The sequence below is a fragment of the Pseudomonas sp. B21-041 genome, from assembly GCF_024748675.1.
GTDB classification, from domain to species: domain Bacteria; phylum Pseudomonadota; class Gammaproteobacteria; order Pseudomonadales; family Pseudomonadaceae; genus Aquipseudomonas; species Aquipseudomonas neuropathica.
The window spans coordinates 1,328,453-1,340,876 of record NZ_CP087175.1 but is presented as its reverse complement, the minus strand read 5'-3'; the positions used below and the strand labels follow the sequence as shown (position 1 = coordinate 1,340,876).

11 protein-coding genes and 1 pseudogene are annotated in these 12,424 nt (G+C 57.7%); 2 read left to right on the top strand and 10 right to left on the bottom strand.

Annotation, left to right across the window (positions count from 1 at the left end; genetic code table 11):
* Nucleotides 1–44: 44 nt before the first annotated feature.
* Together LOY43_RS05810 and LOY43_RS05805 are read right to left on the bottom strand one after the other, a co-directional pair.
* On the bottom strand, nt 45–536 hold the full coding sequence (locus LOY43_RS05810) for a hypothetical protein (RefSeq protein ID WP_095050412.1): 492 nt from the start codon (nt 534–536) through the stop codon (nt 45–47).
* A pseudogene (locus LOY43_RS05805) lies at nt 503–1,259 on the bottom strand (transcriptional regulator). Before LOY43_RS05805 ends, LOY43_RS05810 begins: the two are co-directional and overlap by 34 nt.
* Nucleotides 1,260–1,509: 250 nt before the next feature.
* On the opposite strand from LOY43_RS05805, the gene mutS reads away from it, so the two are divergent.
* Nucleotides 1,510–4,080, top strand: a complete 2,571-nt coding sequence (gene mutS / locus LOY43_RS05800) for a DNA mismatch repair protein MutS (RefSeq protein WP_176471349.1) — start codon at nt 1,510–1,512, stop codon at nt 4,078–4,080.
* A gap of 163 nt (nt 4,081–4,243) precedes the next feature.
* Complete coding sequence (fdxA, locus tag LOY43_RS05795) at nt 4,244–4,567, top strand: ferredoxin FdxA (protein WP_007908827.1); 324 nt, start codon at nt 4,244–4,246, stop codon at nt 4,565–4,567.
* A 526-nt stretch (nt 4,568–5,093) separates the two neighbouring features.
* Here the strand turns inward: fdxA and rpoS are convergent.
* The 8 genes from rpoS to LOY43_RS05755 all read right to left on the bottom strand — a co-directional run bounded on the left by rpoS (nt 5,094) and on the right by LOY43_RS05755 (nt 12,333).
* Nucleotides 5,094–6,104 (bottom strand): RNA polymerase sigma factor RpoS, encoded by a 1,011-nt coding sequence (gene rpoS, locus LOY43_RS05790; RefSeq protein WP_038357938.1) that lies wholly within the window; start codon nt 6,102–6,104, stop codon nt 5,094–5,096.
* Between the two features lie 106 nt (nt 6,105–6,210).
* Nucleotides 6,211–7,080: a peptidoglycan DD-metalloendopeptidase family protein gene (locus LOY43_RS05785; RefSeq protein ID WP_093436549.1), complete on the bottom strand. Its 870-nt coding sequence runs from the start codon at nt 7,078–7,080 to the stop codon at nt 6,211–6,213.
* Between the two features lie 212 nt (nt 7,081–7,292).
* Nucleotides 7,293–7,928 (bottom strand): protein-L-isoaspartate(D-aspartate) O-methyltransferase, encoded by a 636-nt coding sequence (locus tag LOY43_RS05780; RefSeq protein WP_171057346.1) that lies wholly within the window; start codon nt 7,926–7,928, stop codon nt 7,293–7,295.
* Nucleotides 7,929–7,969: 41 nt separating this feature from the next.
* Nucleotides 7,970–8,719: a 5'/3'-nucleotidase SurE gene (gene surE, locus LOY43_RS05775; RefSeq protein WP_007908831.1), complete on the bottom strand. Its 750-nt coding sequence runs from the start codon at nt 8,717–8,719 to the stop codon at nt 7,970–7,972.
* Nucleotides 8,707–9,765 carry a tRNA pseudouridine(13) synthase TruD gene (gene truD, locus LOY43_RS05770; RefSeq protein ID WP_095050410.1) on the bottom strand — a complete coding sequence of 353 codons (1,059 nt, stop codon included), beginning with the start codon at nt 9,763–9,765 and terminating at the stop codon, nt 8,707–8,709. Before truD ends, surE begins: the two co-directional genes overlap by 13 nt.
* Entirely contained in the window at nt 9,762–10,235 is a 474-nt protein-coding gene (gene ispF, locus LOY43_RS05765) for a 2-C-methyl-D-erythritol 2,4-cyclodiphosphate synthase (RefSeq protein ID WP_053159558.1), read from the bottom strand. The genes truD and ispF overlap by 4 nt, the downstream gene beginning before the upstream one ends.
* Before the next feature lie 43 nt (nt 10,236–10,278).
* Nucleotides 10,279–11,124 (bottom strand): S-formylglutathione hydrolase, encoded by an 846-nt coding sequence (gene fghA / locus LOY43_RS05760; protein WP_408980828.1) that lies wholly within the window; start codon nt 11,122–11,124, stop codon nt 10,279–10,281.
* Nucleotides 11,125–11,220: 96 nt separating this feature from the next.
* Complete coding sequence (locus LOY43_RS05755) at nt 11,221–12,333, bottom strand: S-(hydroxymethyl)glutathione dehydrogenase/class III alcohol dehydrogenase (protein WP_093436558.1); 1,113 nt, start codon at nt 12,331–12,333, stop codon at nt 11,221–11,223.
* Between the last annotated feature and the right edge of the window lie 91 nt (nt 12,334–12,424).

Genomic DNA, 12,424 nt, shown 5'->3' with positions numbered 1-12,424 from the left:
GTCTTACTTAGTCGCCCAGAGGCCTTGCACCCTGGGGTTTTGCGCTAGCGAGGAACGTGGCATACGCCATTGATCAGATTATTGATATTGTAGTAATACTCGGCATCGGAGAAGTAATTGAACGTCACCATACCGCCTTGAAAACCTCTTTCCATAAACGGAAGTTCATCGCCTGCGGTGTCCGCGTCAAACTTTACAATCGAACGCGTCTTGAACAGAAACCTGGAAGTATCCAGATGAGTTAAAGCAATCTCGAACTTGCGATCATAGGTGTAAACTTTGCCTTCAGGGGTTTTGACGACGTAGTACACATAAAGAGCGCCTTCCCTTGGATCGATCGTCATATCACCGACACCATGCCAACGAACTTTATGATCATGAGTATGGACAAAATCGATGGATGCGAAACAGGGGGCGCGTGGAATATCGCGACTGATCAAATAAAAATGCTTGATAACCAGAGCACCGAAGATACAGACGGACGAGACGCCAAACAGTGCTACTATTTTTTTCCAACGAGTTGATAGTTTACGCATATAGCCTCCCCCTTACTTTCCGGCTTGACGCACTTTACCAGCAATTGGGAGAGCGGCTTTCGCACATAATAATTGATATCGGTAAGTATAATCGGCGGCTCAAACTCGCTGAGCGCTTTGACAATATCCTCTTTGGACATTCTTTCACTTTCTTCTACATACAACTTCGCTTCGCCTTCTTGCCAGATGAGTTTCCACTCCTCCAGATCGGCAGGTTTTTTTAAACACCAGATAGGCGTAAAAGACCGGAAGAGCAATCGCCGGCACTACCGTTGCAGGCAGAAGGAAACGCCAGTAACGCTTTGCAGACGTCTTCACTGTAGGAGCGTCGCTGATTGCCGCCGCATCGCTTACGACCGCAAGTGGGGGTTCAGGGGGTTGAATCTCCGGGCTGAGCAAGCGGATTTCACATAACAGCACCACGCCACGGCGAGGCAAGGTCTTGAGACTGTCCCGAGGTAACCCGACATCAGCGAAATGCGCGCGGAGCATGTGCAGGGTCTTGTAATAACTGCTGTCGGAAATCACCAGCCCGCGCTCCCCCCAGACTCGGGAGATAAGCTGCTCCTTATCGGTCACGCCGGCTATGAGGGCCAGCAGCAGGTCACCTTCATTGCTGCCTAGCAAGGCTGACTGCCCCGACCGGCTGAGGGTCATTTTTTCCGCATCGTAGTAACAACCGCTCGCTGATGCTCCTGAGCCGATGCCCTCTGACTGTTCCAAGCTGACTCCTCGACTGGCCTTCACCCACGCATTCTGATCATTCGATAGCTTTTCGGCACTATAGGACACAATGCCAACCCAAGCGGCGGTGCGTTGCTGCATCCACCTCAAAAAAACTTCATACTCGGCTCCACTGAATCAACTCACGGGCCGCATCGCTGGCAAACACTCGCCATTTCGTAGATGCAAACGACCCCGTTTTTGCCTTGTCACTTTTTCCGGTAAAGCTAAACCCCTGATGAATAAAGCTATTTCAGACCTGTCCTCCCACACCCCGATGATGCAGCAGTACTGGCGCCTGAAGAATCAGCATCCAGATCAGCTGATGTTCTACCGCATGGGCGACTTCTACGAGATCTTCTACGAAGACGCGAAGAAGGCAGCCAAGTTGCTGGACATCACTCTGACCGCGCGCGGACAGTCGGCGGGGCAGGCGATTCCGATGTGTGGGATTCCTTACCACGCGGCGGAAGGCTATCTGGCGAAGCTGGTGAAGCTTGGCGAGTCCGTGGTGATTTGTGAGCAGGTCGGCGATCCGGCCACCAGCAAAGGCCCGGTTGAGCGTCAGGTCGTACGGATCCTCACGCCGGGTACGGTCAGTGATGAAGCGCTGCTTGATGAACGCCGCGACAACCTGATTGCAGCCCTGCTGGGTGACGAACGTCTGTTCGGCCTTGCCGTGCTGGACATCACCAGCGGCAGTTTCAGCGTGTCGGAAATCAAAGGCTGGGAAAACCTGCTGGCGGAACTGGAGCGGATCAACCCGGTGGAGCTGCTGATACCAGATGACTGGCCAAGAGACCTGCCAGCGGAAAAACGCCGTGGCGTCAGTCGTCGTGCGCCGTGGGATTTCGAGCGTGATTCAGCACTGAAAAGCCTTTGCCAGCAGTTCTCCACCCAAGACCTGAAGGGTTTTGGCTGCGAGAACCTGACCCTGGCAATCGGCGCGGCCGGTTGCCTGTTGGCCTACGCCAAGGAAACCCAGCGCACCGCCCTGCCCCACCTGCGCAGCCTGCGCCACGAACGCCTGGATGACACCGTGGTGCTGGACGGTGCAAGCCGTCGCAACCTCGAACTCGACACCAACCTGGCCGGTGGTCGCGATAACACCCTGCAATCGGTGGTTGATCGCTGCCAGACCGCCATGGGCAGTCGCCTGCTGACCCGCTGGCTGAATCGTCCGTTGCGCGATCTGACCGTACTGCTGGCGCGCCAGACCTCGATCACGTGCCTGCTCGATCGCTATCGTTTCGAAAAGCTGCAACCACAGCTCAAGGAAATCGGCGACATCGAGCGAATTCTCGCGCGGATCGGCCTGCGCAACGCACGTCCTCGTGACCTTGCTCGCTTGCGCGACGCCCTCGGTGCCCTGCCTGAACTGCAAGTGGCGATGACTGACCTGGAAGCACCGCACCTGCAAAGTCTGGCGACCATCACCAGCACCTACCCGGAACTGGCGGCACTGCTGGAAAAGGCCATCATCGACAATCCGCCGGCGGTGATCCGTGACGGCGGCGTGCTGAAAACCGGTTACGACAGCGAACTCGACGAGCTGCAATCACTGAGCGAAAACGCCGGCCAGTTCCTCATCGATCTCGAAGCCCGCGAGAAAGCTCGCACCGGTCTTAGCCACCTGAAAGTCGGTTACAACCGCATTCACGGCTACTTCATCGAATTGCCGAGCAAGCAGGCCGAGTCGGCACCGGCGGACTATATCCGTCGGCAAACCCTGAAAGGCGCCGAGCGCTTCATCACGCCGGAACTGAAAGAGTTCGAAGACAAAGCCCTCTCTGCCAAGAGCCGTGCCTTGGCGCGCGAGAAGATGCTTTACGAAGCCCTGCTGGAAGACCTGATCAGCCAGTTGCCACCGCTGCAGGACACCGCCGGCGCGCTGGCCGAACTGGACGTGTTGAGCAACCTCGCCGAGCGTGCGCTGAATCTTGACCTGAACTGCCCGCGCTTCGTCAGCGAGCCGTGCATGCGCATCTCCCAGGGTCGTCACCCGGTGGTCGAGCAAGTGCTGACCACGCCGTTCGTGGCCAACGACCTGAGCCTGGATGACAACACCCGTATGCTGGTGATCACCGGCCCGAACATGGGTGGTAAATCCACCTACATGCGCCAAACCGCATTGATCGTGTTGCTCGCTCACATTGGCAGCTTCGTGCCCGCAGCCAGTTGCGAACTGTCGCTGGTCGACCGCATCTTCACTCGAATCGGTTCCAGCGATGACCTGGCCGGTGGCCGTTCGACCTTCATGGTCGAGATGAGCGAAACCGCCAACATCCTGCACAACGCCACCGAGCGCAGTCTGGTGCTGATGGACGAAGTCGGGCGCGGCACCAGCACCTTCGACGGTCTGTCGCTGGCATGGGCGGCGGCCGAGCGTCTGGCGCATCTGCGCGCGTATACGCTGTTTGCCACCCACTACTTCGAACTGACCGTGTTGCCGGAAGCCGAGCCGTTGGTGGCCAACGTCCACCTCAATGCGACCGAGCATAACGAACGCATCGTCTTCCTGCACCACGTGCTGCCGGGACCTGCCAGCCAGAGCTACGGTCTGGCGGTGGCGCAACTGGCCGGTGTGCCAAGCGAAGTGATCGTGCGTGCCCGTGAGCATTTGAGCCGACTGGAAGAAACCGCTTTGCCGCATGAAGCGCCGAAACCTGCCGCCAAGGGCAAACCGGCGACGCCACAGCAAAGCGACATGTTCGCCAGCCTGCCGCACCCGGTGCTCGATGAGCTGGCTAAACTGGATCTGGATGACCTGAGCCCGCGTCGTGCGCTCGAAATGCTCTATGCACTGAAGAACCGGATATAAGCACTGAAGAAGCGGATATAACGCAAACGGCTTCAAGCTGTTAGAATCTCGCGCGGTTTGGGATGCTGCTGGCTAATAGCCTGGCCAGCAGGTATCGCTCCCGAACCTGGCGACCCCAACCGTGAAGGGGCAACGCTGCCGCCGCCTGAGGAGAAAATTAGAAATGACCTTCGTCGTCACCGACAACTGCATCAAGTGCAAGTACACCGACTGCGTAGAAGTGTGTCCGGTGGACTGCTTTTACGAAGGCCCGAACTTCCTGGTGATTCACCCGGATGAGTGCATCGACTGCGCCCTGTGCGAACCGGAATGCCCGGCCGTAGCCATTTTCTCCGAGGACGAAGTTCCGGAAGAGATGCAGGAATTCATTCAACTCAACGTTGAGCTGGCTGAAATCTGGCCGAACATCACCGAGAAGAAAGAATCGCTGCCGGATGCCGAAGAGTGGGATGGCGTCAAAGGCAAGATCAAAGACCTCGAACGCTGATCTGTCGCGCGTTCAATAAAAGGCCCCTTGCGGGCCTTTTTGCTTTTTGCGGGTTCTACTATTCTGCAGGCGAAAAAAGGGGCGGTATGACCCGCCCACATTTTTTCCCTATTCCCTGTATTCCTTTTCATCGTCCTGATGAATCGCGTCCTGCGATGTCCGTTCCCCTCTTCCTTGAAGGGCGTGTCTGTCCGTCGACACAACCCAGATACTAAAGAGTTCCCTGCCGAGAGCAATCGGCCGTAGGAGCGAAAGAGCGCTGTAATAAGCACTTCACATTAAAAAATATATATAAAATTCAATAAGTTAGAATTAGCCATTTAGAGCAATCGACGTCTGCTCCCGCGTAAAGATAGTGAACACTTACGAAAGAGTAAGCCAAGGCTTACACCGCGAGACTACAAACGATGGAAATGCCAACCATACGTCCGGCAATGCGCAGGGTGGTGCTGGATTGCCAGCAAATTCAGGTCAACAAAAAACCCCGAACCAGTCGGGGCTTCTTGCGGGCACGCGTGGAAGGCGCTTACTGGAACAGCGACTCGCTCGACAGGCCATTCTTCTCGAGGATTTCACGAAGGCGCTTGAGACCTTCTACCTGGATCTGCCGCACCCGTTCCCGGGTCAGGCCGATCTCCAGGCCTACATCTTCCAGCGTGCTGCTCTCATGGCCGCGCAGGCCGAAGCGGCGTACGACCACCTCGCGCTGCTTGTCGGTCAACTCCGACAGCCATTGATCGATGCTCTGCGACAGGTCGTCATCCTGCAGCAATTCACAAGGATCGGTCGGACGATCGTCGGTAAGGGTGTCCAGCAGGGTTTTATCCGAATCCGGACCCAGCGAGACGTCGACCGAAGAAACCCGCTCGTTCAGGCCAAGCATGCGCTTGACCTCGCCCACCGGTTTTTCCAGCAGGTTGGCAATTTCTTCGGGTGAAGGTTCGTGGTCGAGCTTCTGCGTCAGCTCCCGTGCAGCCCGCAGGTACACGTTGAGCTCCTTGACCACATGGATCGGCAACCGGATGGTCCGGGTCTGATTCATGATCGCGCGCTCGATGGTCTGACGAATCCACCAGGTCGCGTAGGTCGAGAAGCGGAAGCCGCGCTCGGGATCGAACTTTTCCACCGCCCGGATCAATCCGAGGTTGCCCTCTTCGATCAGATCCAGCAGCGACAGCCCCCGATTGACGTAACGCCGGGCGATTTTGACCACCAGCCGCAGGTTACTTTCAATCATGCGCTTGCGTCCGGCCGGATCGCCACTTTGCGACAGTCGCGCAAAATGAACTTCTTCTTCCGGAGAGAGCAGTGGGGAAAAGCCGATTTCGTTGAGATACAACTGCGTGGCATCAAGTGCACGCGTGTAGTCGATGTACTTATGTTGTTTAAGTGAAGCGGAGTGTTTGGATTTGGAACGAACGGAAGGTGGAGCAGCCCCTTCATCATTCGACATCGAAGATTCCGAATCGATGCCGGTCTCCATAAGGAGAACCTCATCGTCGATGTCAAACTCCGGCACTTCTTTACTGAGAGCCATTGTTATAGTCCTTTGGTGAGTTCGACCCCAAGCTCAAGCGACGCCTTTATCCTTGGCAGCGCTGGAGCCTGTCCCCTCTACGCGACGGAACAGGCTGGCTTACAAATCAACGTCTTGGCAGGAACTGCAGCGGATCTACAGGTTTACCTTGGCGGCGAATCTCAAAATGCAGTTTCACCCGGTCTGTACCCGTTGACCCCATTTCGGCAATTGTCTGTCCGACCTTGACCTGCTGTCCCTCCCGAACCAACAGCCTGCGGTTATGTCCGTAGGCACTGACGTAGGTTTCGCTGTGTTTGATGATGACTAATTCGCCGTAGCCCCTTAAGCCACTCCCGGCGTATACCACCGTCCCATCAGACGCAGCTAAAACAGGCTGTCCCAAATCTCCGGCGATATCAATTCCTTTATTCAAACTACCGTTTGAAGAGAATTTTCCAATCAGAATGCCATTAGATGGCCATCCCCAGCCGGTCGGGGCTGGGCCTGCCGGAGGCAACGGCGCGGGCGCTTGCTTGTTGGCGACGGACGGTACAGCCCCCGTAGAACCGGTGGTTGTAGTGGTCGTGGTGCCATTTGCCTGGCGCCGGATTACCGTGGTTTTACTCGACGAAGAAGGTGAAGAACTGCTATTGCTCACCACCGCCGTCGGCGTTGAACCGGTGCGGCCGTCAAAGCGAATTGTCTGACCCGGATGGATCGTATACGGCGTAGGAATATTGTTCCGGGCAGCGAGGGCTTTGTAGTCCCAGCCGTAGCGAAATGCGATCGAAAACATCGTATCGCCCGGACGGACTACGTATTGTCCGGTCGTCACCGTAGGACGCTGGGCCACCGCGTTGTTGCGATCGACCACCCGCACATTGCTCGATTTGGTGCTGGAGCAACCGACCAGCAAGGTGCTCAAGACGAGGCCAGTCACCAGGCGCTGAAAGCTCGTGTTACCCATACGCTGCGCAATGACTGTGAGACTCACCCGCCGCTCCCTTTGTGGTGGCTGAAAAATGTGGAATGCCGGATTTCGGCATGAGGTGTCGCAAGTATAACGGGCCGGATCGGCTTTACCTTTAATGAAGCGAAATCGCTTCACGCACACGTTTGCCAGCTGACAATCTGCTGCGTTTAAACCATCGTCGCCGAAGTAAGACACAAGCGAACGAAAGGAATTCAGCGCACGCAAACAAATGCTCAGGCCAGTGGCCCATTGAGCAACGGCACAAAACGGACAGCCCCGAGAACATGCCGGGAAAAGCCGTTTTCCTCACGCACGATCAGCAACAATTGCTGCACTTCCCCGGAGCCCACCGGAATCACCATGCGTCCGCCCGGAGCTAGTTGGTCAAGCAAGGCTTGCGGTACATCCGTGGCCACGGCGGTGACGATAATACCGTTATAAGGTGCCAGCGCCGGCCACCCTTCCCAACCATCGCCCCAGCGGAACACCACGTTGCGCAGGTTAAGTTCAACCAAACGTTCCTTGGCGCGATCCTGCAGTACCTTGATGCGCTCAACCGAGAACACCCGCTCAACCAGTTGTGACAACACCGCCGTCTGGTAACCGGAACCGGTGCCGATCTCCAGCACCTTATCCAGTGGGCCCGCCTCCAGCAGCAGCTCGCTCATGCGCGCCACCATATAAGGCTGGGAAATCGTCTGGTTATTGCCGATCGGCAGCGCCGTGTCTTCATAAGCACGGTGTGCCAGCGCTTCATCGACGAACAGATGACGCGGCGTACGCCGGATCACTTCCAGCACCTTGGCGTTGGACACGCCCTCTTCGTACAGGCGCTGGATCAGCCGCTCGCGGGTACGCTGAGAGGTCATGCCGATCCCGCTGCGCAGCCTGTCTTCATGTTCACGGGCCATCAGCGCAGTCCCTCCAGCCAGCCGTCGAGGCTTCTGAACGCATCGTTAAAGGTGCGATCGAGCTGCAACGGCGTGATGGAAACATAGCCCTGCATCACTGCGTGAAAATCAGTGCCCGGGCCGCCATCTTCGGCATCACCGGCCGCGGCAATCCAGTAACCGGCCTTGCCCCGTGGATCGACCACTTTCATCGGCGCCGCTGCACGGGCGCGATGGCCGAGGCGGGTCAATTGAATACCGCGAATATGGTCGATCGGCAGATTGGGAATGTTCACGTTGAGCACCGTGCGCGGTGGCAGATCAAGCCCGGCATGGGCCTCGACCAGTTTGCGCGCAAAGTAGGCCGCCGTCGGCAGATTATCCACCTGCCGCGAGACCAGCGAAAAAGCGAACGACGGACGCTCGAGAAAACGTCCCTCAAGGGCGGCCGCCACTGTCCCGGAATACAGCACGTCATCGCCAAGATTGGCGCCGAGGTTGATCCCGGAAACCACCATGTCCGCCTCGCGCTCCAGCAAGCCGTTGAGGCCCAGGTGCACGCAGTCGGTCGGGGTGCCGTTGAGGCTGATAAAGCCGTTGGCCAGGTATTGCGGGTGCAGCGGACGGTCGAGCGTCAGCGAACTGCTGGCGCCGCTTTTGTCCTGCTCCGGGGCGATAACCACGCACTCGGTGTAATCCGCCAGCGCAGCATAAAGCGCGGCGAGACCGGGTGCGGTTACCCCATCGTCGTTAGAAATCAGAATACGCATGGGCTGTCCGTCTGCCCCACCGGCACCAGATCAACAAGCTCGCGCACCAATACGGTGGCGAAGCATCCGGCCGGGAGGACGAATTCCAGTTGCAGAATGTCAGGCTGGGGATAATGCCACGTCAACCCGGCAATGGGCAGCCGCAGGATGCGACGTTCGTGGCTCATGCCGGCATGAATCAACCAATCGCGCAGCTCTGCTTCATCGGCGGCGATCCCCTGCTCCAATTCATGGACAACGCCTGCGGTCGGCGAGTCACCTTCGCCCCACTGAGGACCGGTCGGGTGCAGATCGAGAATCGCCAGACGCGGGTCGCTGCATTCAGCTTCTCCGGCCGGGAAAAAACTGCGGCTGTCGGTGAACGCGAGCAGGTCGCCGACCTGGGCTTTTTGCCAGGTGCCATCGGCCACTCGTGCGGCGAGCACCTTGTTGAAGAGAAAACTGCGCGCGGTCGAGAGCAGGCGCGAACGAACATTGCGTTGCTCCGGCAACGCCTTGCGCGCCGCCCACGAACGCGCATCAACAACATTGCCGCCGTCGTGGCCGAAACGCTGGGCGCCGAAATAATTGGGGATGCCTTGTTGGGCTATCAGCTGCAGACGCTGCTCAATCGCTGCTTTGTCGCCATCGAACTGAGTCAAACGCAAGGTGAAACCGTTGGCCGAATGCGCACCGCGTTGCAGTTTGCGTTTGTGGCGAGTGGTCTTGAGAATCTTCAGCGTGTCGTTTTCCGCCGCCGACAGATCCGGATCGGCCTTGCCCGGCAATTGCACGCTGAACCACTGGCGAGTCAGCGCCTGACGATCCTTGAGACCGGCATAGCTGACGGTGCGCAACGGCACGCCGGCAGCCTTGGCGATACGCCGCGCGGCTTCTTCAGTGTTCAGGCCGCGTTTTTCGACCCAGATCCACAGATGTTCGCCATCGCCGCTGAACGGAATATCGAGGACTTCATCGACCTGAAAGTCTTCAGCGATGGCTTTCAGTACCGCCGTGCCGAGGGGTTCACCATAGGCACGCGGGCCGAGCAATTGCAGTTCATTCATGCGCGCAGCAACAAGGCAACGGAGTGCACGGCGATGCCTTCTTCGCGACCGACAAAGCCGAGCTTTTCGGTGGTGGTAGCTTTCACGTTCACTTGATCCAACTCAACTTGAAGATCCGCCGCGATCAGCGCGCGCATCGATTCGATATGCGGCGCCATTTTTGGCGCCTGGGCAACGACGGTGTTGTCGACGTTGCCGACTTTCCAGCCTTTGGCATGGATCAGCGCGACCACATGACGCAGTAGCACACGGCTGTCGGCGCCCTTGAATTGCGGATCAGTGTCCGGGAAGTGTTTGCCGATATCACCCAGCGCCGCGGCGCCGAGCAAGGCATCGCTCAAGGCGTGCAGCAGGACATCACCGTCGGAATGAGCGAGCAGCCCGAAGCTGTGTGCAATGCGCACGCCGCCCAGAGTAATGAAATCGCCTTCAGCGAAACGGTGCACATCATAGCCGTGGCCAATACGCATAAAAAAACGCCCCGATTTTTGTCAGGGCGTGATTCTACCTGCATTAGTCCCGAAGGGCTTGTGCGTGATGCTGCAAGTGGTCGTCTATGAAGCTTGAGATGAAGAAATAGCTGTGGTCGTAGCCCGGTTGCAAGCGCAATGTCAGCGGATGACCCGCTTGTTTTGCCGCTTGTTGCAAAGCTTCGGGTTTGAGCTGGGTGACGAGGAAGTCATCGCGATCCCCTTGATCGACCAGCAGCGGCAGTTTTTCATCCGCCTCGGCAATCAGTGCGCAGGCATCCCACTCTTTCCATTTGGAACGGTCTTCGCCCAGGTAGCGCGAAAAGGCTTTCTGACCCCAAGGGCAATCCATCGGATTGTTGATTGGCGAAAACGCAGACACCGATTGATAGCGTCCCGGGTTACGCAGCGCGCAGACCAGCGCACCGTGACCGCCCATGGAGTGACCGCTGATGCTGCGTTTGTCCGAGGCGGGGAAATGCGCTTCGACCAGTGCAGGCAACTCATGCACGACATAGTCATGCATCCGATAGTGGCGCGACCAAGGTTCCTGCGTGGCATTCAGATAGAAACCGGCACCGAGGCCGAAATCCCACGCGCCATCCGGATCACCCGGCACATCCGGCCCACGAGGGCTGGTGTCCGGCGCAACGATGATCAGACCCAGTTCGGCAGCCATGCGCATCGCGCCGGCCTTTTGCATGAAATTCTCGTCGGTGCAGGTCAGGCCTGACAGCCAGTACACCACCGGCAACTTGCCGCCCTGTTCCGCCTGCGGCGGCAGGTATACGGCGAACACCATGTCGCAACCGAGCACGTCGGAGCGATGGCGATAGCGCTTGTGCCAACCGCCAAAACTCTTCTGACAGGAGATGTTTTCCAGACTCATTGGGATTCTCCCAGCTGCAAGCGGCAAGCTTCGAGCTTCAAGAAAAGGCAAAAGCGGCCTGACTTGCAGCTTGAAGCTCGTAACTTGGGGCTGCTTTTAGAAATGAATGACGGTACGGATGCTCTTGCCTTCGTGCATCAGGTCGAACGCCTTGTTGATGTCTTCCAGGCCCATGGTGTGGGTGATGAACGTATCCAGCGGGATCTCACCGCTCTGAGCCATGTCGACATAGCTTGGCAATTCGGTACGACCGCGCACGCCACCGAATGCCGAACCGCGCCAGACGCGACCAGTCACCAGTTGGAATGGACGGGTAGCGATTTCCTGGCCGGCACCGGCCACACCGATGATCACCGACTCGCCCCAACCTTTGTGGCAGCACTCAAGGGCGGCGCGCATCAATTGCACGTTGCCGATGCACTCGAAGGAGAAGTCGACGCCGCCATCGGTCATGTCGACGATCACTTCCTGGATCGGACGATCGAAATCTTTCGGGTTTACGCAGTCGGTAGCGCCGAGTTGTTTGGCGATCTCGAACTTGGCCGGGTTGATGTCGATGGCGATGATTCGCGCAGCCTTGGCTTTCACCGCGCCAATGACTGCGGACAAACCAATGCCGCCCAGACCGAAGATGGCCACGGTGTCACCGGGTTTGACCTTGGCAGTGTTGAGCACCGCACCGATACCGGTGGTGACGCCGCAGCCCAGCAGGCAAACCTTTTCCAGCGGCGCATCTTTGGAGATCCTGGCCACGGAGATTTCCGGTAACACGGTGTATTCCGAGAATGTCGAAGTACCCATGTAGTGGAAAATGGTTTCGCCCTTGTAGGAAAAACGCGAAGTGCCGTCCGGCATCAAACCCTTGCCCTGAGTCGCGCGAATCGCCTGACACAGGTTGGTCTTGCCCGACTTGCAGAATTTGCACTGGCCGCATTCCGGGGTGTACAGCGGAATGACGTGATCGCCCACCGCAACCGAGGTCACGCCTTCGCCGATCGCTTCGACGATGGCGCCGCCTTCGTGGCCGAGGATCGACGGGAAGATACCTTCCGGGTCTGCACCGGACAGGGTGTAGGCATCCGTGTGGCAAACCCCGGAAGCCACCACGCGCAGCAACACTTCACCAGCCTTGGGCATGGCGACATCGACTTCTACGATTTCCAGCGGCTTCTTGGCCTCGAAGGCAACGGCGGCGCGCGACTTGATCATGTTGACTCTCCAGTGAATCGAATAATAAAAAACCAGACAAGGAGTGTAATACACAGCCTTACGATGAATAATCAGGACAAAAGCAAAACAT